The organism is Streptomyces cinerochromogenes (assembly GCF_014648635.1).
GTDB lineage: Bacteria > Actinomycetota > Actinomycetes > Streptomycetales > Streptomycetaceae > Streptomyces > Streptomyces cinerochromogenes.
On the sequence record NZ_BMRM01000007.1, the window covers coordinates 384,369 to 407,813 of the forward strand.

Genomic DNA, 23,445 nt, shown 5'->3' on the forward strand with positions numbered 1-23,445 from the left:
GACGAGCCCTTCATCGCGGCCGTGAAGCCGCTGATCGACGCGATGGGCGCGGAGCTGCTGCCGCCCGACGAGGCCGGGCCCGAGGACGTCGTCCTCGCCTGGGAGGGCGTCGACGTCGTCGCCGTGCGCCTGCCCCAGCTCGCCGACTCCCTCGACCACATCCTCGCCGCCATGGAGCGCAGGCAGGGCCGGCCGCTGGCCGACCTGGACCGCAAGGCCAAGCAGGAACTCGTGCGGAGCCTGGAGGCGCGCGGCGCGTTCGCCGTGCGGCACGGGGTGGAGACCGTGGCGAGCGCGCTCGGCGTCAGCCGCTTCACGGTCTACAACTACCTCAACCGGGAGAAGGGTTCCTGACCGGGCACGAAGCAGGGGTAGCCGTACCGTCCGGGCCCGCCCCGGCTTGTTACGCGGAATTTTCAACAAAGTGTTGACGTGATGTTTCCGAGGGCGTTAGCTATCGGCAGCCCGTTCAGCACGACGGCCCATCGTGGCCACGGAGGCTCCCGTGACGTCGACTTCCACGCCCCCGGGCCTGGCCCGGTTCAACGATCTCGGGGAGAGCGCGGCACTCGCCGCCCTCCACGAGCGTTGCGCCTCCACCGAGTGGGCCCGGCGGCTGCTCGCCGGCCGCCCCTACGCCACCCCGGAGGACCTGTACACCGCCAGCGACGCCGCCATGGCCGAGCTGACCACGGCGGACCTCCAGGAGGCGATGGCCGGGCACCCGCCGATCGGGCGCCCCAAGCCCGGCGACCCGACCTCCGCCCGCGAACAGCGCGGCATGGCCGGCGCCTCCGAGGACCTCAAGGCCGAGATGCTCGAACTCAACCTGGCCTACCAGGAGAAGTTCGGCCATGTCTTCCTCATCTGCGCCACCGGCCGGACCGGCGAGCAGATGCGGGACGCGGTCAAGGAGCGGATCGGGAACTCGCCGGAGCAGGAGCGGGAGATCGTCCGCACCGAGCTGGGCAAGATCAACCGCATCCGACTGGCCCGACTCGTCGAAGAGGACGCCTGACACCATGAGCACCAGCACCACCGCCTCCGTGTCCACGCACATCCTGGACACCTCGATCGGCCGCCCCGCCGAGGGCGTCGCCGTCCACCTCTCCGCCCGCGGCGGCGCAGAAGCGGACTGGCGGGCGCTCGGCGGCTCCGCGACCGACGCCGACGGCCGGTGCAAGGACCTGCCGGCGCTGCCGGAGGGGACCACCCACGTACGGCTGGACTTCGCCGTCGAGCCGTACTTCGAAGGAAAAACTGCGAAGAAGCAAGCCGATGCGCAGCAGGACGCCCCCGCGAACCGGGACAGCGGTGCGTCGTCCGTGTTCTTCCCGGAGGTGGCGATCACGTTCGCCGTCGTACCGGGCGAGCACTACCACGTACCGCTGCTGCTCAACCCGTTCGGCTACTCCGTTTACCGAGGGAGCTAGCTACATGCCGACCATCCTGGGACAGAACCAGTACGGCAAGGCCGAGAACCGAGTCGTCAAGATCACGCGGGACGGCGCCACCCACCACATCAAGGACCTCAACGTCTCCGTCGCGCTGAGCGGCGACATGGACGAGGTCCACTACTCCGGCTCCAACGCCAACGTCCTGCCGACCGACACCACCAAGAACACGGTGTTCGCGTTCGCCAAGGAGTACGGCATCGAGTCCGCCGAGCAGTTCGGCATCCACCTCGCCCGGCACTTCGTCACCAGCCAGGAGCCCATCCACCAGGCGCGCATCCGGATCGAGGAGTACGCCTGGGAGCGGATCGAGACCTCCGACGCCAACAGCAAGTTCATCGGCGCCGACGAGGTCAAGCACTCCTTCGTCCGCAAGGGCCAGGAGACCCGCCTCACCCAGATCACCTACGACGGTGAGAAGTGGGAGGTCGTCTCCGGCCTGAAGGACCTGGTCGTGATGAACTCGACCAACTCCGAGTTCTGGGGCTACGTCAAGGACAAGTACACCACCCTCCAGGAGGCGTACGACCGCATCCTGGCCACCCAGGTCTCCGGCCGCTGGCGGTTCAACTGGACCGACGACGAGCAGAGGATGCCCCACTGGGAGAAGTCCTACGAGCAGGTCAGGAAGCACATGCTCCAGGCCTTCGCCGAGACGTACTCCCTCTCCCTGCAGCAGACGCTGTACCAGATGGGCTCGCGCATCATCAACAACCGCAGCGAGATCGACGAGGTCCGCTTCTCGCTGCCGAACAAGCACCACTTCCTGGTGGACCTGGAGCCGTTCGGTCTCAAGAACGACAACGAGGTCTACTTCGCCGCCGACCGTCCCTACGGCCTCATCGAGGCCACCATCCTGCGGGACGGCTGTGAGCCCCGTATCCCGGTCGACATGACCAACCTCTGACGCGGGACGCGCGCCCCCGGCCCCGCCACCCGGGCCGGGGGCCCGCGACACCGGAGGGAACAACATGGCACAGCCTGCGAAGGGGCCCGACACAGCCCCCTGTTCCACCCCGCCGGAGCACACCGAGGACGCCGTCACGTCCGTGCACCCGGTGGACGAGAAGCTCCACCTCTCGCGGCTCGTCCCCGCCGCGCTCCAGCACATCGCCGCGATGTACGCGGGCGTCGTCACTCCTCCGCTCATCATCGGCCAGGCCTGCGGACTCGACATCGCGGCCCGCACCCGGCTCATCGCCGCGAGCCTGCTCATCGCCGGCGTCGCGACCCTCCTCCAGACCATCGGCGTGCGCGGCCTCGTCGGCAACCGGCTGCCCTTCGTCAACGCCGCCTCCTCCGCCGGCATCGCCCCGATCCTCGCGATCGCCGAGACCCACGGCCACGGCCACCAACTCCCCGCCATCTACGGCGCGGTGATGGTCGCCGGCGCCTTCTGCCTGGCCCTCGGCCCGTTCTTCGGTCGCCTGCTGCGCTTCTTCCCGCCCCTGGTCACCGGCGTCGTCATCACTCTGATCGGCGTCACCCTGATGCCCGTCCCGGTCGGCTGGGCACAGGGCGGCGACAAGACCGCCGCCGACTTCGGCGCCATGCGGCACCTCGCGCTCGCCGGGTTCACCCTCGCCGTCATCCTGCTGATCCAGCGTTTCGGCAAGGGCTTCGTCCAACAGATCGCCCTGCTGTTCGGACTGCTCGTCGGCACCCTCGCCGCGATCCCCTTCGGCATGGCCGACTTCAGCGGCCTGAAGTCCGCGCCCGTCGCCGCGCTGCCCACCCCGTTCGCCTTCGGCACCCCCGAGTTCCAGCCCGCGGCCATCCTCTCCCTGTGCATCGTGATGCTGGTGCTGATGACCGAGTCCAGCGCCGGCATGCTCGCCCTCGGCGAGATCTGCGACCGCCGCGCCGACGCCGGGACCATCACCCGCGGGCTGCGCACCGACGGCATCGCCACCCTGCTGGGCCCCGTCTTCGGCGGCTTCCCCACCTCCGCCTTCGCCCAGAACGTCGGCGTCGTCTCCCTCACCCGGGTGCGCAGCCGGTACGTCGTCGCCGTCGCCGGCGGCACCCTGCTCGTCCTCGGTGCCTTCCCGGTCCTCGGTGCGGTCGTCTCCCTGGTCCCCCTGCCGGTCCTCGGCGGCGCGGGCATCGTCCTCTTCGGCTCCATCGCCGTCAGCGGCATCCGTACGCTGTCCGAGGCGGGCCTGGACGACAGCTCCAACATCATCCTGGTGGCCGTGGCGCTCGGTGCCGGCATCATCCCGCTGGCCGCGCCGACCTTCTACGCCGGCTTCCCGGCCTGGGCGCAGACCGTGCTCGGCTCCGGCATCAGCGCCGGCGCGCTCGTCGCGGTGCTGCTGAACCTGTTCTTCCACCATCTCGGCACCCGGAGCGGTCAACCGGCTCCGGCACTCAAATCCTCCTAGGGTCCTGCCGTGCCCTCCCCGTGGACACCCTCCCGTTCACGGGCCGCCACTGAAAGACAAGGAAGCACCATGGCGCCATCGGCAGCCGAGCGCATCGTCATCGAGAACTGTGCCATCGCCACCGTGGACGCGGGCGACACGGAGTACGCCTCCGGACACCTCGTCCTCGCCGGCAACCGCATCGAGTCGGTCGGCGCGGGCAGGGCCCCCGAGGGCCTGGAGAACGTGGTGCGCCGGATCGACGCGAGCGGCCATCTGGCCACGCCCGGTCTGGTCAACACCCACCACCACTTCTACCAGTGGATCACCCGGGGCCTGGCCACCGACCACAACCTGTTCAACTGGCTGGTCGCGCTCTACCCCACCTGGGCGCGCATCGACGAGCAGATGACGTACGCCGCGGCGCAGGGGTCCCTGGCGATGATGGCCCGCGGCGGCGTCACCACCGCCATGGACCACCACTACGTCTACCCGCACGGCTCCGGCGACCTGTCCGGCTCCATCATCCGGGCCGCCGCCGAGACGGGCGTGCGCTTCACCCTGGCCCGCGGCTCGATGGACCGCAGCGAGAAGGACGGCGGCCTGCCCCCGGACTTCGCCGTCGAGACGCTGGAGGGCGCCCTCACCGCCACCGAGGAGACCGTCCGCAAGCACCACGACGCCTCCTTCGACGCGATGACCCAGGTGGCCGTCGCGCCCTGCTCGCCGTTCTCCGTCTCCACCGACCTCATGCGCCAGGGAGCCGAGCTGGCCCGCCGCCTCGGCGTACGGCTGCACACCCACGGCTCGGAGACGGTGGAGGAGGAGAAGTTCTGCCACGAGCTGTTCGGCATGGGCCCGACCGACTACTTCGAGTCCACCGGCTGGCTCGGTGAGGACGTGTGGATGGCGCACTGCGTCCACATGACCGACTCCGACATCGCCGCGTTCGGCCGCACGAAGACCGGCGTCGCGCACTGCCCGTCGTCCAACGCCCGCCTCGCGGCCGGTATCGCCCGGGTCCCCGACATGCTCAAGGCGGGCGTCCCGGTCGGTCTCGGCGTCGACGGCACCGCCTCCAACGAGTCCGGTGAACTCCACACCGAGCTGCGCAACGCCCTGCTGATCAACCGGCTCGGCGCGCACCGAGAGGCCGCCCTCAACGCCCGTCAGGCGCTGCGGCTCGGCACCCACGGCGGCGCCCAGGTCCTCGGCCGGGCGGAGCAGATCGGCTCGCTGGAGCCCGGCAAGCTCGCCGACCTGGTGCTGTGGAGGATGGACACCCTCGCCCACGCCTCCATCGCCGACCCGGTGACCGCGCTGGTCTTCGGCGCGGCGGCCCCGGTCACCGCGTCCTTCGTCAACGGCCGGCAGATCGTGGAGAACGGCCGCCTGCTCACCGTCGACGAGGACGCCGTCGCCGTCTCCACCCGCGCGGAGGCCCAGCGCCTGGCCAGGATCGCCGCGCAGGCCTGACCCCGGGCCCCCACAGACTCCGGCCGGGAGGGACGGCTCCCGGCCGGGACCGTGGATCCGAGCGGGATCCACGGCACGCCGTCTCCGGGACGCGTGTGGACGCACGCGCCCCGGAGCCGGTCACCCCCACACCGTCCGCTCAACCGCTCAGCCGCCACCCCCCGACGGTCCCGCACGACCACACGCACCACCTCCCTGAAACCCACGTCGATGACGACGTGTTACCCGTCCGGAGGACCCGCCGTGGCCGCCCATCCCGTAGACGAGAAACTCCCCGCCCTGAAAATGGCGACCAGCGGCCTGCAGCACGTGGCCGCCATGTACGCAGGAGTCGTCGCCCCACCCCTGATCGTCGGCGCGGCCATCGGCCTCAGCGCGACCGACCTGACCTTCCTCACCGGTGCCTGCCTGTTCACCGCGGGCCTCGCCACCTTCCTCCAGACGCTCGGCTTCTGGAAGATCGGCGCACGCCTGCCCTTCGTCAACGGCGTCACCTTCGCCGGTGTCGCCCCCATGACCGCGATCGTCGCCTCCACCGAGGACAAGTCCGATGCCCTGCCGGTCATCTTCGGCGCGGTCATCGTCGCCGGCCTCCTCGGCTTCCTCGCCGCCCCGGTCTTCTGCAAGGCGGTCCGCTTCTTCCCGCCCGTCGTCACCGGCTCGGTCATCACCCTGATCGGCGTCTCCCTCCTCCCGGTCGCGTTCGGCTGGGCGCAGGGCCCCGACCCCCGGGCGGACGACTACGGTTCGACCACCTACCTCACCCTCGCCGGCATCACCCTGCTGATCGTCCTGCTGCTGCGCCGCTTCACCCGCGGCTTCGTCAAGCAGATCGCCGTCCTGTTCGGCCTGATCGCGGGCACGCTCATCGCGATACCGTTCGGCGTCACGGACTTCAGCCCCGTCGGCGAGGCCGACATCGTGGGCTTCCCGGCCCCGTTCCACTTCGGCGCCCCCCAGTTCCAGCTCGCCGCGATCCTCTCCCTGTGCGTGGTGATGGTGGTGTCGATGACCGAGTCGACCGCCGACATGCTGGCGCTCGGCGAGATCGTGGAGCGTCCCGCGGACGAGAGGACCATCGCGGCCGGCCTGCGCGCCGACACCCTGGGCTCGGCGATCAGCCCGCTGTTCAACGGCTTCATGTGCAGCGCCTTCGCCCAGAACATCGGCCTGGTCGCGATGACGAGGATCCGCAGCCGCTATGTCGTCGCGACCGGAGGCGGCTTCCTGGTCCTGATGGGCCTGTGCCCGATGGCGGCCTCGCTCATCGCCGTCGTACCCCGTCCGGTCCTCGGCGGCGCCGGTGTCGTCCTGTTCGGCTCGGTCGCCGCGAGCGGCATCCAGACGCTGGTCCGGGCCGGCCTCGACAAGGACAACAACGTCCTGATCGTCGCCGTGTCCCTCGCGGTCGGCATCATCCCGATCACCGCGCCGGAGTTCTACCACGCGTTCCCCGAGACCGCGAAGATCGTCCTGGACTCGGGCATCTCCACGGGCTGCGTCACCGCCGTGGTGCTCAACCTCCTCTTCAACCACCTCGGCAGGGGCCGCGAGGCGCAGGACGTCACCCATCCGATGGAGGCGGGGGAGGAGATCGCCGCCGCGCACTGAGGCCGACGGTCAGGACTTGACCGGCCGGGGGAGACGGGGAACCGTCACCCCCGGCCATCGCATGAGGCGGGCGAACAGCTCGGCCTGCTCGATCGCGTCGTCCAGAGCGTGGTGTGTGTGCCGGCGCCGGGACAGCAGTTCGCGCGGCATGGTGCCCTTGGCCACCGCCCGCAGCGGAAGCCGGGCCTTCGTCGCGTACAGCGTCTTCATGTCCAGGCAGCCGGAGTGTCCGAAGGGGCTGGAGCCGGTGAAGCGGATCAGGTACCAGTACAGGAACGTCCAGTCGTACGACGCCGGGTAGCCGCACATCACCGGCTGCGCCCCCGCGCTCACCTCCCGCACCCACGCGGCGAACTCCGCGAGAGCGACGTCCGGTTCGGCGCCCTCGGCGATCAGCCGGTCCCGGTCCAGCCCGCTCACCGCCAGCGCCTCCGCTACGAACTCCTGGCTGATCGGCCGCAGTTCACGGTAGAAGGTCCGCTCCTCGGGGTCGGCGGCCGTGAAGCCGGCACCGTCCTGCACCCCGGCGACCGCGGCCCCGAGGCTGAGCATCGAGTACGGTCCGGGAATCGGGCCGTCGGCCTCGATGTCGACGGAGATGTACAGACTGGGCTTGACACGACGAGCGGACATGACGGGCAGCATCCCACCGTCACTGCGCACCCGCACGCGCATTCCGGCGTCGCCGGCCCGCCCGGCACGGCGACGGCCGCGGCGGAGTCCCCCTAGGCGGAGGCCGCGCAGGCGGGGGTCACGCCTCGCGCAGTGCCTTCGCCAGGGTGCCGTCGCCGGTCACCGTCACCCGTCCGGCCCGTACCGCGTCCGGCAGGCGGGTCTCGCCGCGGGCGATGGCCTCGCAGGTCGCCGCGTCCATCACCAGCCGGGCGTCCGCCTCGCCGGGGGCCGGGCCGTCGCCGTAGACCGGGCCGTCCCCGGTGCCCACGTGGAGGTGGAAGACGCCTTCCTCCAGGGCGACTTCCACGACTCCCTCCCCGTCCAGCGCCCGCAGCAGCGGCAGGGCGAACCAGTGGGCGCGGACGGCGTCCGTGGGGCGGCGCTCGCCCAGCTCCCCCTCGCCCCAGGTGCCCAGCGCCTGGAGGACCGGGAGCAGCCCGCGGCCGCGCGCGGTGAGTTCGTAGACGTACGCCGCGCCCGGCGGGGGGAGCCGGCGCCTGGTGGTGAGGCCGTCCCGTTCCATGTCCTTCAGCCGTGAGGCGAGTACGTCCGTGCTGACGCCGGGCAGGTCCGCGTGCAGGTCCGTGTAGCGGCGCGGGCCGGCGAGCAGCTCACGGACGATCAGCAGGGTCCAGCGGTCGCCGACGAGGTCGAGCGCGCGGGCTGCGGAGCAGTACTGGTCGTAGCTTCGGCGAGGTGGCATGCGACGCAGTGTAGACGCGTTGTTGGACTTTCCAAGCTCACACTTGGTAAAACCAAGCAACACGAGTTTCCGGAGGGGCGCATGGAGTTCCGGCAGTCCAACAAGCTCAGCGAGGTGTGCTACGAGATCCGCGGCCCGGTGATCGAGCACGCGAACGCGCTGGAGGAGGCGGGGCACAGCGTGCTGCGCCTGAACACCGGCAATCCCGCGGCCTTCGGGTTCGAGGCCCCGGAGGAGATCCTCCAGGACATGATCCGGATGCTGCCGCAGGCGCACGGCTACACGGACTCCCGCGGCGTCCTCTCCGCCCGCCGTGCGGTCGCCCAGCGCTACCAGAACCTCGGCCTCGACGTCACCGTGGACGACGTCTTCCTGGGCAACGGCGTCTCGGAGCTGGTCTCCATGGCCGTACAGGCGCTGGTCGAGGACGGCGACGAGATCCTCATCCCGGCACCGGACTTCCCCCTCTGGACGGCCGTCACCACGCTGGCCGGCGGCAAGGCCGTCCACTACCTGTGCGACGAGCAGGCCGACTGGACCCCGGACCTCGCCGACATGGCGTCGAAGATCACCGACCGCACCAAGGCCGTGGTCATCATCAACCCCAACAACCCCACCGGCGCGGTCTATCCGAAGGAGGTCGTCGAGGGCATCCTCGACCTGGCCCGCCGGCACGGCCTGATGGTCTTCGCCGACGAGATCTACGACCAGATCCTCTACGACGACGCCGTCCACCACTCGGCTGCCGCGCTCGCCCCCGACCTGGTCGTCCTCACCTTCTGCGGCCTGTCCAAGACCTACCGGGTGGCGGGCTTCCGCTCCGGCTGGCTGGTGGTCACCGGCCCGAAGCAGCACGCCAGGGACTACCTGGAGGGCCTCACCATGCTGGCCTCGATGCGGCTGTGCGCCAACGCGCCCGCCCAGTACGCCATCCAGGCCGCGCTCGGCGGGCGCCAGTCCATCCGCGACCTCACCCTGCCCGGCGGCCGGCTGCACGAGCAGCGGAACGTCGCCTGGGAGAAGCTCAACGAGATCCCCGGCGTGACCTGCGTCAAACCCAAGGGCGCGCTGTACGCGTTCCCGCGCATCGACCCCAAGGTGCACCCGATCCACGACGACGAGAAGTTCGTCCTGGACCTGCTGCTGCGCGAGAAGATCCAGGTGGTCCAGGGCACCGGCTTCAACTGGCCCACCCCCGACCACTTCCGCATCCTGACCCTGCCGCACGCGGACGACCTGGAGGCGGCGATCGGCCGGATCGGCAGGTTCCTCAGCGGGTACCGGCAGTAGCGCCTGGCCCGTTTCGCGCATTCGTGCGAAGATCACCCCCGTTGCCGACCGGGGGCCGCGCGCGGAACGGGCCCGGCCACCGTGGTCTGCGCGCCCGACCAGCGCCGCACACCGCCCGCCCCCTGGTCCGGTTCCGGCAGACCATACAGATCAGGGGGATCAGCAGTGTTCTCGTACGGACCACGCCGTACGCCCGGAAGCAGCGGCACGCCCGCGAGACGTCCTGCGCCCGCGGGACGCCGTCCTGCCGTCGCCGTGCTCTGCGCGGCGCTGTTCGGCGTCTCCGTCCCGGCCGCGGGGGCCGCGGAGCCCGCGCCGCCCGGGCCCGCCGCCGGGCAGGAGGCACGCCAGGCCGCGCGGTTCTGGACCGCGCAGCGCATGGCCGGCGCACGCCCGCTGGACGCGGCACGGCAGACCCCGGCGGCGCCGGGCGCGTCGGCCGCGGCGGCGGCCCGGCCGAAGGGCACCCTGTTCGGGGGAACCCGTCTGGTGGGGACGTTCTTCGGCTCCGACGGGCCGGGCGGCACCACCTGGCACTGCACCGGCAGTGTGATCGACACCAAGGCCCGCAACATCGTGCTCACCGCGGCCCACTGCGCGCTGAACATGAAGGGCGACTACGTCTTCGTCCCCAAGTTCGTGAAGGGCGCCGCACCGGACCGGCAGCCGTACGGCATCTTCCACATCCAGCGGGTCTTCATCGACCCCCGCTACGTGCCCGACCGCGGCTCGACCACCACCAAGAAGGCCGCGTCCGACCTGGACACCGCCTTCGCCCGGGTCTCGGCCAACCAGTGGGGCACGTCCCTCCAGGACGCGGTCGGCGGAGGACTCACCTTCACCCGCCCGGCCGGCTACAACCTCCGGAACGTCACCGTCACCGGCTACCCCTCCTACCGGCACAACAGCGCCGGACGCGCCGTCAAGTGCACGGTGCCGACCAGGCAACTGCGCGGCTACCGGCAGCTGGCGATGACCTGCGGCGGCTACTACGGCGGCGTCTCCGGCAGCCCCTGGATCACCGACTACAAGGACGACGCCCGCACCGGACACGTCATCGGCAACCTCGGCGGCTACAACGGCGGCGGCAACGACGCCAACGTCGACTACATCAGCTACGGCACCGCGTTCGGCGCCGACGCCGCGAACCTCCTCGCCGACGCCGTCGCCGACCAGGCCCCGCCCGCCGACCTGCCCCCGTACCCGGGCCTGAAGGGCACCCTGCCCGGCGGCGCGGCACGCTGGCGGGGGGCCGCGCTCATGGCCTCCGGCGACTACACGGGCGACCGGCACGGTGATCTGCTCGTGGTCTGGTCCGACGGCGGGGTCACCCTGCACCCGGGCGACGGCAAGGGCGGATTCGGCGCCGAGAAGCGGCTGCGGCAGGCCAACTCCACCTGGACCCACGCCCGGACCGTGGCCGGCGGCACCTTCACCGGCGACCGGTCCGGGCTGCTGGTCCGCTGGTCCGACGGCGAGGTCACCCTCTACCCGGAGCCCGGCCCCTCCGGCCTGGGCCGGGAGGTCCGGATGGCGGCGCCCGGCTCCGCATGGAAGAACGCCGTCCAGTTCACCGCCGGAGCGTTCGGAGACGGCGGCCGCACCGGCCTGCTGGTGCGCCGGACCGACGGCTCGCTCACCCTCTACGCCGGGATCGGGACCGGCGGCTTCGGCTCCGGCACACGGATCCTCGCGGCGAACGGCACCTGGACCAAGGCCGCCCTGCTCACCGGCGGCGACTTCGACGGCACGGCCGGCGGGGACCTGCTGGTGCGCTGGGCGGACGGCACCCTCGACACGTACGCCGGCACCTCGGCCGCCGGGCTCGGCACCAGGTCCCGGATGCGCGGCCCGAACGGGCTGTGGACGCACGCGCAGGTGCTCACCGCCGGCGACTTCCGCCACGGCCGCGCCGGCGACGACCTGGTCGTGCGCTGGTCCGACGGGGAGACCACGCTCTACGCCGACACCGGCACCACGTCCCTCGGCACCGAACACACCCTGGTCCACCCCGGCACCTGACCGCGGCTGCCCCCTCCGGGCTCCTGGTGGTGGGGCGGGCCCGCCGCCGAGGAGGTCTCGCACACCTCCGCACCGGCCGACCGGCCACGGCCGCCGCGGCGAGGCCGGATGGCGCAGTCCGTCCTGCGGGCGGGGGCGGGGCTGTGCCACCGTGCCGTCATGGGTGACCTCTTCCTCGTCCGGCACGGTGAGACCGAGTGGTCGCGGTCCGGGCGGCACACCGGCTGCACCGACGTGCCCCTCACCGAGCACGGCCGGGAGGAGGCGCGCCGGCTGGTGCCGCTGGTCCGCTCCCACCGGATCGGCGCGGCCTTCGTCAGCCCCCTCCAGCGGGCCCGGGAGACCGCCCAGCTCATCGGGATCCCGGACGCCCGGGTCGACGCCGACCTGCGCGAGTGGGACTACGGCGGGTACGAGGGCGTGACCACCCCGGAGATCCAGCGGACCCGGCCCGGCTGGTTCCTCTTCACGGACGGCGTCGCACCCGGCCCGCCGGACCACCCGGGCGAGACCCCGGAACAGGTCGGGGAGCGCGCCGACCGGATGCTGGCCAGGGCCGACGCCGCGCTCGCCAACACCGAGGGCGCCGTCGTGCTGATCGCCCACGGCCACTTCCTCCGCGTCCTCACCGCCCGCCGCCTGGGCCTCGCGCCCGAGCACGGGGCCCTCTTCCAACTGGCGACGGGCGCGCTGTGCCGCCTCGGCACGGAGCACGGACGCCCGGTGGTGGCGGGCTGGAACATCCGGCCCCCGCAGGGGTGACGCACCCGGGCGCCACCCCCGCCGCCCGCCGTCACGCGCCCCGTCCCCGTCACGCCCACCGCCGCGCGCCGCGGGCGTTGTCAGACCCGGGCCGTACTCTGCGCATGGGCCGCTGTCCCGGCGGCCCCGTGGGGCAACGGTGCCGGAAGGAGCATCCCGTGATCCGACCGCCGACCGCCGCGCAGCGGCGGGTGATCGAGGACGCCGACCCGGTCACCGGCCGGCTGCGCGGTACGGAGGCCCAGCTCGCCGCACTGGTGAAGCGGGGGTTGGCCTTCCGGCACCCGCGGCCGCCGCACGACCACTTCCTCACTCCGGCGGGCCATCGGATACGGGAGGCGGTGCCCGAGGCGCCCGCGCGGACCGCCCCGGACACGGGGGTGTTCGCGGCCCGTGTCGGCGGTGAGGAGGAGCCGCCCGCGTCCGGTCCGGCCCGCCGGCGCGAGGTGCACAGTGCCTGGCAGGGGCTGCTGGAGCTGCGCCGGATGACGAACCCCGACGGCGCCGTGGACCGGCCCTGCGGATGGGAGCGGACGCATCTCGTGCGGGCCGCGGCGCTGGCGCTGGAGGCGGCCGGGCACCCTCCGGCGGGCTCGGACGCGGACGGCTACCGGGTCAGGGCCACCCCGCAGCCGGAGGCGGTCGCGGTGTACGCGCCGGACGCGCGGACCCTGGCGGCCTGCGCGGCCACGCTGGAGCGGGCCGGCTGGCAGGCGGGCGAGTACACCGAGCCGCGGACGAGAGCCCGGTATCTGCTCGCCTCCCCGCGCCGGGTGTGAACGGCGTGCCAAGATCGGACGACCGGAGATCCGTACACGAGGAGGGCAAGCAGTGGCCGAACCGTTTTCCGTCCGGGTGACCGTCCGCGGCTACGAGACCGACACCCAGGGCCATCTCAACCAGGCGGTCTACCTCAACTACGCCGAGCACGCCCGCTGGTCCCTCCTCCAGGCGGCCGGGATCAGCCAGGCCCGGCTCGTGGGCCGGGGTGTGGGCCCGGTGGCGCTGGAGACGAACATCCGCTACCTGCGGGAACTGCTCGCCGGCGACGAGACCGATGTGACCTGCGCGTTCGAGTGGGGCGACGGCAAGACCTTCCGGATCCGGCAGGAGATCCGCAAGACCGACGGCACGCTCGCCGCCGAGGTCACCGCGGTGGGCGGCCTGCTCGACCTCGAACAGCGCAAGCTGATAGCCGACCCGCGGGAGGTGTTCAAGGAACTGGCGACGGACGTCGGCCTGTTCGGACTGTAGACCGCCGGGAGCCGGAGCACGGCGCACGCTCGGCGCATCCGCGCCTGTGCCCGGCCGGGAGAGGCCGGTACGGCGCGGGGCCCGGCCGGGGAAACCTCCCCGGCCGGGCCCCGTCGTGCTTCCGGCCCGGTGCCGGCCCGCTCAGGGGCCCTCGCCGTCGCTCAGGCGCCCGGCGGCACCCGCGACGGCCGTCCCGAGCCGCGCGTCAGGGCGTACCCCCCGATGCCGGCGAGCGCGGCCAGTATGCCGCCGATGCCGGTCCACACCCAGCGGTCGGACCACCAGCCGGACGACCAGCCGTCGTCCTGGCCGAAGCTGGAGAGCACGGCCTCCTTGGAACCGCCCTTGGACGTCTCCGGCTTCGCGGCGATGCCGGGGACGAGCGGCTTGCCCAGGGAGCCGTCGACCGCCGCCGCGCCGCCGATGTCCTTGGAGTCGACGCGCACCTCGGCGTTCACCGGCTGCCCGAGGTCGGCGGCGGCGAGGTCCACCACCGTCAGCCGGACGTAGTAGGTGCCCGGCAGCGGGTCGTTCGCCCAGGGCTCCGACCAGCCGCGCACCGTGCGCAGCACACAGGCCAGTTCGACCGAGGCGGCGCCCTGCGCGGCGGTGCGGGTCTGGGCGCCGTACTGGCAGGCCTGGCGTCGCCGCAGACCGTCGTACACGTCGAGCTGCCAGGTCTCGGCGCCGTGCGTGCCGGGGAGCTTCACCGTCGCCTTGACGGTGGGCCGCTGCCCGGTGTCGGCGGGGAACGACCAGTACAGGTAGTCGCCGGTGGAGCCGGAGGCGGTGGCCTGCTGCCCCTGGTCGATCTCGGTCGCCGTACGGAAGGAGGTGCCCGCCTGGGTGGGCGCGTCGCCGTCGGCGGAGGCGCTCGGGGAGGGCGAGGAGTCGGCGGCGGCCGGCCCGGCGGCCAGCCCCAGCGTCAGCAGCGCGGCGCCCAGCGCTCGTGTGATCCGCATCAGTTCGTCCTCCAGACGGCGACCCGCCAGCGCGACAGCCAGCCCCACAGCAGACCGGCGAGGAAGCCGACCAGCACCAGCAGACCGAGCAGCCACCAGCCGCGGCCGAGACCGAAGGCGGCCACGTCGTGGTGGCCCGACGGCCCGTCCACGACGTCGACGGTCAGCTCCAGCGGCAGGCCGGGGCTGGTCTTGACGCCGGCGGCGGCCGAGAAGGAGCTGGTGACCTGGAGGCACACCGTCTCCGCGGGCGCCGAGTCGTCGTCGCTGTCCGGCCTGGGATAGCGCAGACCGGTGGAGACGACGTCGGTACGGCCGGTGCCGGCGGCCTCACCGCGCACGATCTCCCGGCCGTGCACGGTCACCGCCCGCAGCAGCACACCGTAGTCCGGCCGGACGGCGCGGTCGTCCGCGACGCTCACCGAGGCGCGCAGCTCCTGGCCGGGCTCGACGTCCACCTTGTACCAGCGCTGCTGCCCGAACTCCGCGCGGTCGGTGTACAGCCCGGACTTCAGCGCCGGTGCCTTCTCGCAGCGGTCCGCGCCCTCGGTGGCCACCGGTGTCACCACCGGATCGGCCGCCCGCTCGACCAACTGGCCGACCCGGTCGGACAGTTCTTCCTTGTGTCGTACGTCGGTGTAGGTGCCGCCGGTCGCGTCCGCGATGCAGCTGAGCTGGTCGCGGGTCTTGGCGTCCGGCACCAGGCCGAGGGTGTCGATGGTCAGCCCTATGCCCTTGGCCGCTATCTCCCGGGCCACCTCGCACGGGTCGAGCGGCTGGCAGGTGTCCTCGCCGTCACTGATCAGGACGATGCGGCGGGTGCCGTCACCGCCGTTCAGGTCGTCCGCCGCCTTCAGCAGCGCGGGCCCGATCGGGGTCCAGCCGGTCGGCGCCAGTGTGGCCACGGCCGTCTTCGCGTCGGTCCGGTTCAGCGGGCCGACCGGGTAGAGCTGTTCGGTGTCCTTGCAGCCCTCCTTGCGGTCGTTGCCGCGGTAGTTGGCGCCCAGTGTGCGGATACCGAGCTGGACCTCCTCCGGAGTCGCGTCCAGCACCTCGTTGAACGCCTGCTTCGCCGCGGCCATCCGGGTGCCGCCGTCTATGTCGCGGGTGCGCATGGAACCGCTGACGTCCAGCACCAGTTCGACCTTCGGAGCGGCCTGCTCCGTCTCGTCGGCGACCGCTCCGGCGGGGAACGCGATCCCGGCCGTCAGGGCGGCGAGCAGAGCGCACACGCCCGCCGCCAGCCGTTGTCTTCTGATCATCGCCGGATCCTATTGACCGGACGGGCCGTCCTCCAAAACGACCGCCTCCCGCCGGCCGGGGCGCCGGGACCGGTCCCTCACGTGCCGTCGCCAGGCGCCGCGGTCCCGAACACGCCTGCCAGGCGGGCCCGGTACAGCGCGGCGACGGTGAAGCCGTCCGTGATGCGTCCGTCGGCCACCATCTCCTCCGCCTCGGCCGGTGTCACCGTGATCGCCCGGGCGATCGCCTCGCCCCGCTCCACCGCGCCGATGCCGTCCACGCACGCCGCGTAGAGGAGGACCTTGTGGGCGAGCAGGCCGGTGTCGGGGTGCAACTCGCCCAGCGGGATCACCGTTTCCGGAGTGGCCGCGATCTCCTCCCGCAGCTCCCGGGTGACGTTCTCGGTGGGCGTGGCACCCGGATCCCCGAAGCCGCGCACCACCTCCCAGTGCCTGCTCCGGGTGGCGTGCCGGTGGTGCTCGATCAGCACCACCTTCCTCTCGGGACCGAGCAACGGCAGGACGACCACGCCGGGGGAGGAGCCCGGGGGCGGCAGGATCCGGTCGTACAGGCCCAGGCGGCCGTCGGGGAAGCGCACCGGGTCGCGCAGGTACCACAGGTAGCGGCCGGCCGACACCACACCCGTCGGGACCGGCCGCAGCACGGCCCGCAGCCGTGCCCACAGGGCTTCGAGCGGGCCGCCGTGGCCGCGTCGCCCGGCTGCGGCCGCCTGGTGGCGCGCGTCGCGGATCAGCGCCGGGTCCGTGAGGATCCGGACGCCCTCCGGATCGTCGCGGAACCACTCCGGGACCTCCCGGCGCAGTGCCTCGTAACGGTTCATCGGGGCCTCGGCAGGCTGGGCACAGGTGCACTCCGGCTCATCGGTCGATCAGTAGTCGGGCAGGTCCTCGTTGTCCTGGGTGGTCGTCGAGGCCGTGCCCGTCGGAGCCCGGCCCGCCGTGTCCCGGTACCCGGGCAGACGGCGCACCAACTCGTGGAACTGCGACCATTCTCGTTCACTGGCCAGCCGTACGGAGGCGATCTCGCGGGCGAACCTCTGTTCCTGCCGTCCGGCGATGTGGTTGCGCAGCACCAACTGCACCGAGCCGGTCAGTGAGCCGCTCACCGTGAGCGGCAGGACCGTACCGGCCACCTGCCAGATCTCGTTGCCGCTGACGGCGGTGAACACGGCCGCGCCCACGGTGACGACGACCTCGACCACCGGGCGCCAGGGGGCCGGCCGGGCCTGCCGGCGCTCCCGCGCGAGCCGGAGGATCTCCGAGTTGAGGCGGACGTAGGAGTCGAAGACCTGCCCGACGCCGTCGTGGAACGTCTCCGGTGCGGCGGTCAGCGCCCCGAAGGCCTTGATGTAGGCGTTCCAGGCGGGGGTCTGCCGCAGCCGCCAGATGTCGTGCAGCGTCAGGTCGTTCACCGCCTGGGGGGTCAGACGGTCCTGCACGACGGCGAAGGTCTGCTGCCGCAGGAACGTCAGCAGCTGTTCCGGGTCCTGCACGACACCGACGGTGGCGGACGTGGCCTCGCGGGCCTCCTGCAGCACCACGCGGCGCAGGCTGCCGACGGGGGTCAGGGGGTAACGCCCCAGGGCGTCGGCCAGGTTGACGTTGTATATGAGGTCCAGGAGCTGCTTTATCTCCGCCGCGAAGGGCTTGCCGCGGTCGTATCTGCCCTCGGCCACGTTCGTGCCCGGGACGGTCACGAACTCCTCGTAGAGGGTGTTGCGCACGACCGGCTGTCTGCGCACGCTGAGGCCGTTGCTGAACGCGACCACCTCACCGAGCCGTTCGCCGAACCGGTCCGTGTCCTCGCGCGCCACTCCGACCTGCGCGGCGAGGATGTCGATGTCCTTGGCCGTGAGTCCCTGGACCTTCTCGGTGAACGGCTGGTAGAGGCGTACCCGGGTGCGGTCCCTGTTCTCCTGGTCGCCGGCGGAGTCGTCCCAGGACATGCGCACACAGCGCACCCGGTCGCTCGCGGACATCCCGGCCAGCGTCTCCTGCCAGGCGGTGAACCCGTCGCGCCGCAGGTGGAGGTGGCCGGGCGGTTCCTCCGCCGGGTGGCGTTCGCGCAGCAGGAAGGGGACGATCGCTCCCGAGGCGAGCAGCTTCCGGTGTGCCGCGCGGGCCTCCCCCTCCTCGGCGAGGTCACGGCTGATCGCGTCGTTGTTGTAGAAGTAGGCGCGGTTGACCACCACTTGGCTGGCGTTGATGAGGCTGCGGAAGTACTCGGCCCGCACCTCCCGCACGCGCCGGTGGTCGACCTGGTCCAGGGACTCGCCGCGCTCGATCATCTCCCTGGCGAGCTGCGCGGGCACCCACTGGTTGTCCAGCGACTGGGCGATCACGGCGCCCGGATCCAGCTGTTCGGGCCGGATCGGCGACATCAGGCTGTCACTGCGGTCGTCGTCAGTCATCTGCTGCTCTCGAAACTCTCGGGTCCTGGCTGGCTCAACAGGGGTACACCGCAGGACGCCGAAGCGGACGACAACGGTTCTTTCGGCCAGGGAACATGACGCAAAATCAGCCCTGTCCCGGGGCCGGTACAGCGCGGGGATGAGGAAGATTCGTCCATATGTCCCCGCTCCGGTCGGGTGACAGGCGCATCAGCGTCAGCGCCTTCGCGGGAAGCGGGCCGTCACGCAGGGAGGTCAGGTCCGGGCCGGGCGGCAGATCGGGCAGGGCGGCCCGCAGCGCCGTGGCCAGGGCCGGCCCCGAGCCCGCCGTGGCCGCCAGTGCTCCCGCCACCAGGGAGCCGAACAGCTTGCGGCGCAGCGTGGATTCGTCGTCGGTGACCAGGCGGCCGGTGAGGGCGGGCGGGGTGATGCCGTGGCGGGCCAGGCGGGCGGGGCTGACGCGGATGTCGGCCAGGTCGCGGTAGACCAGGCGCAGCGGGGTGCCGTCGGCCGACAGGACGGCCAGGAGGTTCTGGCCGTGGGCCTCCAGGGCCACGCCGAGGTCCAGCAGGCGCAGGCCCACGGTGAGCGCCAGCCGGGTGAACGCGGTCAGCCAGGCGGGGGAGCCGGGCAGGGAGGTGGTGGCGAGGGCGGCCACGGGCACGACGTGCTCACCCGGTCCCGCGTACACCTCGGGCGGCTCCCGCAGCAGGGCGGCCAGGCCGGGGGAGCCGGCCGTGGCCGCGCCCAGGGTGCGGGTGACGTGCAGGAGGCCGTCGGTGCGTGCCGCCAGTTCCCCGGCGAAGTCCGACAGGGTCGCGGCGGACCGTACCGAGTACACGGAGATGTCCCGCACCGAGGAGGTCAGCCGGGCGCTGAGGGCCGTCTTCACGTGCGGACCGCCGGGCAGCGCCAGGGTGCGCAGGGACATCAGCGGGCGGGCCGGGCGCCAGGGGTCGTACGAGCGCCTCAGCACGTGCTCGGCCTGCCAGGGATGGACCGGCAGCAGGAGGTGGTCGCCGTCGCGGAGTTCGGCGGGCCAGTCGCCGGTCAGCAGGCAGTCGGCCTCCGGTACGGGTACGGTCCCCAACCGCACCACCGGGCCGTGCTCGGGGCCGTACGCCAGCTGGTCCGCGACCGAGAAGCCGGGCCGGGAACGGCAGTTGGGGTGGTACGGGTGCCCGTCGACCACCCGCTGCTCCCACTCCCAGTCCGTCCGCCGGCCTTCGGCCGACGGGACCTTTGCCGGCCACTCCTTCGGGTGATCCGCGCCGGCCCGGGACAGCGCCAGCGAGGCCGTGCTGTGCGCGAGTTCCGCCGCGAATGCGGGCCCGTGCGGCACCCCGAGCGCCGTCATCAGCCGCGCCGGATCGTCGTACCGTTCCCGGTCCAGTCGTACGGCGGTGACGTACGCGCCGGTGGCGTACGGGTCCGCGTGCGGCCCGTGCAGGGTCCGGCCGTCGGCCAGGCGCAGGGCGAGGGAGTGCGCCCCGGACACCCGGCCGGTGAGCCAGGGCAGCGGCTCATGGGCCAGCGCCCGCCACAGCCGGGTCAGCACGGCGGCGCGGGCACCGGGCAGCTCGGAGGTGTACCGGGACAGCAGACCGGGCCGGACGGCGGCCAGCTCCTCGGCGATCTGGGACTCGGCGGCGGGGGGACGGTGCACGGTCGGCTCCTCGGGTACGCGGGGCACGGCACGATTGTCCGGGACGACAGCCATACTGATCGTCACCGGCTCCCGCGGAGCGCACCCGGGGTGCGCGGGGAAGACCGCGGGCCCCTGGACGAAGAACGAATGGATCGCGTGGACCTCACACCCCCCACCGGCGCCGGCCGCACACCTCCCACCGGCGCGGTAGGCCGCCGCGCCGACGCCTACGCGGCCGCCCCCCTGCTCAACTGCCTGCTGCGGGAGGTGGCCGAGCCGCTCCCGGGCACCGGGGACCGCCGCGTCCACCGGCTGCCGGACGGCCGGCTGCTGCGGGTGCGCGCCGGGCGGCGCCCCACCGACCCGGAGGTGTACACGGACGGCGCCTGGCGCCGGATCGGCCACCCGGAGCTGGTGAAGCTGGTCGCCGAGGAGCTGCGCCGGCACACCGGGCTGCCCGGCGGCGACCTGCCCGCCGAGATGATCGACAGCCGGGAGGCGGTCGCCGCCCTGCTCACCGCCCGCGCCCACGCCACGCCACCCGCCGACCCGTATCTGCGGTCCGAGCAGTCCCTGCTCACCGGCCACCCCCACCACCCGGCACCCAAGGCCCGCGGCGGCGGGCCGGCCGCGTCCTGGCTGCCGTACGCCCCCGAGGCCCACGCCCGCTTCCCGCTGGTGCTGCTCGGCGTCCGCGAGGACCAGGTGGCCGAGGAGGGCGACACCCGGGCCCTGGACGCCCTCGGCACCGCCCCGCCCGGCTACCGGCTGCTGCCCGCCCACCCCTGGCAGCTCGATCTCGTCGCCCGCGACCTCGCGCCCGCGTTCGCCGACGGCCGGCTGCTGCGGCTCGGTACGACCGGGTTCGACACCTGGCCGACGGCCGCGGTCCGCACGGTGTACGAGCCGCGCCGCGACCTGTTCCTGAAGTTCAGCCTGGACGTCCGCATCACCAACGACATCCGCCGGCTCTGGCGTCACGACCTGGGCGGACTCCGCCGTACCGACACGGCCGCCGCGGACGCCTTCGCCGCGATGGGCCCGCCCGCGGCCTGGCTCAGCGACCGGGGCTACCGCACCGCCGCCTTCGCCTTCGAACAGCTGGCGGTCCTGGTCCGCGACGGACTGCGCGGCCACCTGCTGCCGGGCGCCACCCCGCTGCTCGCCGCGGGGCTCGCCGAGGGCTTCGAGGGCAGCCCGCTGGCCGCCGCCACCGACCCGGCCGGCTGGTGGGAGGCGTATCTGCGGCAGGTCGTGCCGCCCGCCCTGACCGCGTTCGACGCCCACGGGGTGGTGCTGGAGGCCCACCTGCAGAACACCCTCGTCGCCGTGGACGCGGCCGGCACGCCCGTGCAGGCACTGTTCCGGGACGCCGAGGGCGCCAAGCTGCTGCCGGACGTGACCCGGGCCGCCGGCTGGGAGCGGCTGGTGTACTGCCTGGTCGTCAACCACCTCACCGAGATCGCCGGAGCCCTCGCCGACCACCACCCCGGGTTCGACCCGTGGCCCGCCGCCCGCCGCGAACTCGCCCGGCACGACCTGCCCGAGATCCCCGCGCTGCTCACCGCGCCCACCCTGCCCGGCAAGACCAACCTGCTGCTGCGCTGGACCGGCGCGGACGGCGCGGACGCCCGCTATCTGCCCCTGCCGAACCCGCTGGCCGGCGCCTGAGCCGTACGCCGGGCGGCATTGACACGCGTGCGGCGCGTTTCTATTTTGATGTTTCGCGAACAATCAAAAACTGCACCGGACCGAAGGGCCTGAGACGTTGGACCGCTACGGAGTGACGATCCCCTTCAACACCGTTCCGCTGTCCGAACACCGGCGCGTCCTGGAGAGGCTCCCCGACCTCGGCTACACGGACGCGTGGACCGGTGAGGCCGCCGGTTACGACGGGTTCACCCCGCTCGCGCTGGCCGCCGCCTGGGCACCCTCCCTGCGGGTCGGCACCGGGGTGGTCCCCGTGCAGACGCGCGGACCCGCGCTGCTGGCCATGACGGTGGCGACACTGGCGGAGGCCGCACCGGGGCGGGTCGTCGTCGGGGTGGGGTCGTCCGGGCCCCCGTTCGTCACCCGGATCAACGGCATCCCCTTCGAGCACCCCTACCGCAAGGTCCGCGACACCGTGCGCTTCCTCAGGGCGGCACTGGCCGGGGAGCACGTGGCCGGGCACTTCGACTCGTTCACCATCGAGGGGTTCCGCCTCGGCTCCGTACCGCGGCCCGCGCCGCCCGTCATGATCGGTGCGCTCGGCCCGCAGATGCTGCGCCTCGCCGGCCGGGAGACCGACGGGCTGGTGACCAACTTCCTGACCGTGGACGACGTTCCCCGGGTGGTCGAGGCGATGGGGCCGGAGGGCAAGGCCAAGGAGGTCGTCGCGCGGCTCTTCGTCTGCCCCACCCGCAACCGTGCCTACGCCCGCGCCCAGGGGCGGGCCATGCTGGGCTCCATCCTCAACGCCCGCACCTACTCCGGCTTCCACGACTGGCTCGGCCGGGGCGACGTCCTGGCCGCCTCCCACCGGGCCTGGGCGGCGGGCGACTTCAGGGGTGCCGCGGCGGCCGTCCCGGACTGGCTCGTGGACGAACTCCTCGTCCACGGCGGCCCGGAGGAGTGCCGCGCGCACATCCAGCGCTACGTGGACGCCGGTGTGACCACTCCCCTCCTCGCCGTGATCCCGGCACCGGAGTTCGGCGCCGGCCCCGAGGGCATGGCACGCACGCTGCAGGCCCTGGCGCCGGGGGCCTGACGGGGCGGCCGGGCGTCCCGGCCGGGCGGCCGGTGACTCGGCCGGACCGCCGGCGTCCGGCCGAACGGCCGGCACCCTGACCGGACCGCCGGTGGTCCGGCCGTCTCGGACGCCCGGCCAGGACGCCCGGCCGGCCGCCCGGTGCCGCCTACTTGACTTCGAGGATCTTGGCGACCAGCCGGGCCAGCGTCTTTCGCTCGGCGGGGGTGAGGGCCTGGAAGGCGCGGTCCAGCAGTCGCGGCACCCCGCTCTCGACCTCGGCCAGGGCGACCAGCCCCTCCGCGGTCAGCGTGATCGCGTTGGCCCTCCGGTCCTTGGGGTGCCGCTCGCGGCGTACCAGGCCCGAGTTCTCCAGGCCGTCGATGCAGCCCACCATCACGCTGCGGTCGATGCGCAGCTGCTCGCTCAGCTCCTGCTGCGAGCAGGGGCCCACGTCGCTGAGCATCTTCAGCACCAGGTGCTGGGCCGCGGTGACGTTGTACCCGGTGAGTTCGGCGTCGACGGCGCGGGCCACCACCGTGGTCGCCCGGCACAGCGCGATGTCCGGGCGGTCCATGGCCAGTGTGGCGAAGTAGCGCCGGCGGCTCGTGTCCTCGGCATCCCTGCTGGGCGAAGTGCGTCGGGTGCGTGGCGGGTTGGTGGTCATAGGCTTCCTCGTCCCTGCACTTCCTCGCCATAGGAGGTGCCAAGAATGTTTGTGCAACTACATATAATGAACTCAACTCTAACGCCTCGCGGGTGATTCCACTCGGGCGGGCGGTGCCCGCCCGGTCGCGGCACGCGGCGGACCGGGGTGCGCGCGGGTGGTTCACACCCCGCGCGCA

Annotated in this window: 22 protein-coding genes; 14 read left to right on the forward strand and 8 right to left on the reverse strand. The window is 72.8% G+C overall.

Features of this window, described 5'->3' with window-relative positions:
- Nucleotides 1–42: 42 nt before the first annotated feature.
- The 7 genes from IEZ20_RS16655 to IEZ20_RS16685 all read left to right on the forward strand — a co-directional run bounded on the left by IEZ20_RS16655 (nt 43) and on the right by IEZ20_RS16685 (nt 6,904).
- Nucleotides 43–354, forward strand: coding sequence for a helix-turn-helix domain-containing protein (locus IEZ20_RS16655; protein WP_373303937.1), 312 nt, complete (start codon nt 43–45; stop codon nt 352–354).
- Between the two features lie 151 nt (nt 355–505).
- Nucleotides 506–1,018, forward strand: a complete 513-nt coding sequence (gene uraD, locus IEZ20_RS16660) for a 2-oxo-4-hydroxy-4-carboxy-5-ureidoimidazoline decarboxylase (RefSeq protein ID WP_189299141.1) — start codon at nt 506–508, stop codon at nt 1,016–1,018.
- A gap of 4 nt (nt 1,019–1,022) precedes the next feature.
- On the forward strand, nt 1,023–1,433 hold the full coding sequence (gene uraH / locus IEZ20_RS16665) for a hydroxyisourate hydrolase (RefSeq protein ID WP_189299153.1): 411 nt from the start codon (nt 1,023–1,025) through the stop codon (nt 1,431–1,433).
- A 4-nt stretch (nt 1,434–1,437) separates the two neighbouring features.
- Nucleotides 1,438–2,361: a factor-independent urate hydroxylase gene (gene pucL / locus IEZ20_RS16670; protein WP_189299155.1), complete on the forward strand. Its 924-nt coding sequence runs from the start codon at nt 1,438–1,440 to the stop codon at nt 2,359–2,361.
- A gap of 64 nt (nt 2,362–2,425) precedes the next feature.
- The gene (locus IEZ20_RS16675) at nt 2,426–3,838 is read left to right on the forward strand and encodes a nucleobase:cation symporter-2 family protein (RefSeq protein WP_189299157.1); all 1,413 of its coding nucleotides are present in this window, start codon (nt 2,426–2,428) and stop codon (nt 3,836–3,838) included.
- A gap of 69 nt (nt 3,839–3,907) precedes the next feature.
- Entirely contained in the window at nt 3,908–5,293 is a 1,386-nt protein-coding gene (locus tag IEZ20_RS16680; protein WP_189299159.1) for an 8-oxoguanine deaminase, read from the forward strand.
- Nucleotides 5,294–5,536: 243 nt separating this feature from the next.
- Entirely contained in the window at nt 5,537–6,904 is a 1,368-nt protein-coding gene (locus tag IEZ20_RS16685; protein ID WP_189299161.1) for a nucleobase:cation symporter-2 family protein, read from the forward strand.
- Nucleotides 6,905–6,913: 9 nt separating this feature from the next.
- Here IEZ20_RS16685 and IEZ20_RS16690 read toward each other — a convergent pair whose 3' ends face one another.
- Nucleotides 6,914–7,537: a 3'-5' exonuclease gene (locus tag IEZ20_RS16690; RefSeq protein ID WP_189299163.1), complete on the reverse strand. Its 624-nt coding sequence runs from the start codon at nt 7,535–7,537 to the stop codon at nt 6,914–6,916.
- Nucleotides 7,538–7,655: 118 nt separating this feature from the next.
- Entirely contained in the window at nt 7,656–8,282 is a 627-nt protein-coding gene (locus IEZ20_RS16695; RefSeq protein WP_189299165.1) for a winged helix-turn-helix transcriptional regulator, read from the reverse strand.
- A gap of 81 nt (nt 8,283–8,363) precedes the next feature.
- Here IEZ20_RS16695 and IEZ20_RS16700 point away from each other — a divergent pair, with 81 nt between their 5' ends.
- The 5 genes from IEZ20_RS16700 (at nt 8,364) to IEZ20_RS16720 (ending at nt 13,610) form a co-directional block, all read left to right on the forward strand.
- Nucleotides 8,364–9,572 carry a pyridoxal phosphate-dependent aminotransferase gene (locus IEZ20_RS16700; RefSeq protein ID WP_189299167.1) on the forward strand — a complete coding sequence of 403 codons (1,209 nt, stop codon included), beginning with the start codon at nt 8,364–8,366 and terminating at the stop codon, nt 9,570–9,572.
- A 255-nt stretch (nt 9,573–9,827) separates the two neighbouring features.
- Nucleotides 9,828–11,594: a trypsin-like serine peptidase gene (locus IEZ20_RS16705; RefSeq protein ID WP_229896100.1), complete on the forward strand. Its 1,767-nt coding sequence runs from the start codon at nt 9,828–9,830 to the stop codon at nt 11,592–11,594.
- A 159-nt stretch (nt 11,595–11,753) separates the two neighbouring features.
- A complete protein-coding gene (locus tag IEZ20_RS16710) occupies nt 11,754–12,356 on the forward strand; it encodes a histidine phosphatase family protein (RefSeq protein ID WP_189299169.1) in 603 nt (200 codons plus the stop codon).
- Between the two features lie 158 nt (nt 12,357–12,514).
- Entirely contained in the window at nt 12,515–13,135 is a 621-nt protein-coding gene (locus tag IEZ20_RS16715) for a hypothetical protein (protein WP_189299171.1), read from the forward strand.
- A 52-nt stretch (nt 13,136–13,187) separates the two neighbouring features.
- A complete protein-coding gene (locus IEZ20_RS16720; protein ID WP_189299173.1) occupies nt 13,188–13,610 on the forward strand; it encodes an acyl-CoA thioesterase in 423 nt (140 codons plus the stop codon).
- A 161-nt stretch (nt 13,611–13,771) separates the two neighbouring features.
- Here the strand turns inward: IEZ20_RS16720 and IEZ20_RS16725 are convergent, their stop codons facing one another.
- The 5 genes from IEZ20_RS16725 to IEZ20_RS16745 form a co-directional block, all read right to left on the reverse strand.
- Nucleotides 13,772–14,572: a hypothetical protein gene (locus tag IEZ20_RS16725; protein ID WP_189299175.1), complete on the reverse strand. Its 801-nt coding sequence runs from the start codon at nt 14,570–14,572 to the stop codon at nt 13,772–13,774.
- Nucleotides 14,572–15,834 (reverse strand): VWA domain-containing protein, encoded by a 1,263-nt coding sequence (locus IEZ20_RS16730; RefSeq protein ID WP_189299177.1) that lies wholly within the window; start codon nt 15,832–15,834, stop codon nt 14,572–14,574. Before IEZ20_RS16730 ends, IEZ20_RS16725 begins: the two co-directional genes overlap by 1 nt.
- Nucleotides 15,835–15,911: 77 nt before the next feature.
- The gene (locus IEZ20_RS16735; protein ID WP_189299179.1) at nt 15,912–16,655 is read right to left on the reverse strand and encodes an NUDIX hydrolase; all 744 of its coding nucleotides are present in this window, start codon (nt 16,653–16,655) and stop codon (nt 15,912–15,914) included.
- Between the two features lie 48 nt (nt 16,656–16,703).
- Nucleotides 16,704–18,245 carry a hypothetical protein gene (locus IEZ20_RS16740; RefSeq protein WP_189299181.1) on the reverse strand — a complete coding sequence of 514 codons (1,542 nt, stop codon included), beginning with the start codon at nt 18,243–18,245 and terminating at the stop codon, nt 16,704–16,706.
- Between the two features lie 106 nt (nt 18,246–18,351).
- Nucleotides 18,352–19,890, reverse strand: coding sequence for an IucA/IucC family protein (locus tag IEZ20_RS16745; protein WP_189299242.1), 1,539 nt, complete (start codon nt 19,888–19,890; stop codon nt 18,352–18,354).
- A 129-nt stretch (nt 19,891–20,019) separates the two neighbouring features.
- On the opposite strand from IEZ20_RS16745, the gene IEZ20_RS16750 reads away from it, so the two are divergent.
- Together IEZ20_RS16750 and IEZ20_RS16755 are read left to right on the forward strand one after the other, a co-directional pair.
- A complete protein-coding gene (locus IEZ20_RS16750) occupies nt 20,020–21,543 on the forward strand; it encodes an IucA/IucC family protein (RefSeq protein WP_189299183.1) in 1,524 nt (507 codons plus the stop codon).
- Nucleotides 21,544–21,640: 97 nt separating this feature from the next.
- The gene (locus IEZ20_RS16755) at nt 21,641–22,621 is read left to right on the forward strand and encodes an LLM class F420-dependent oxidoreductase (protein WP_189299185.1); all 981 of its coding nucleotides are present in this window, start codon (nt 21,641–21,643) and stop codon (nt 22,619–22,621) included.
- 148 nt (nt 22,622–22,769) lie between these two features.
- Here the strand turns inward: IEZ20_RS16755 and IEZ20_RS16760 are convergent, their stop codons facing one another.
- Complete coding sequence (locus tag IEZ20_RS16760; RefSeq protein WP_189299188.1) at nt 22,770–23,267, reverse strand: MarR family winged helix-turn-helix transcriptional regulator; 498 nt, start codon at nt 23,265–23,267, stop codon at nt 22,770–22,772.
- Nucleotides 23,268–23,445 lie beyond the last annotated feature (178 nt).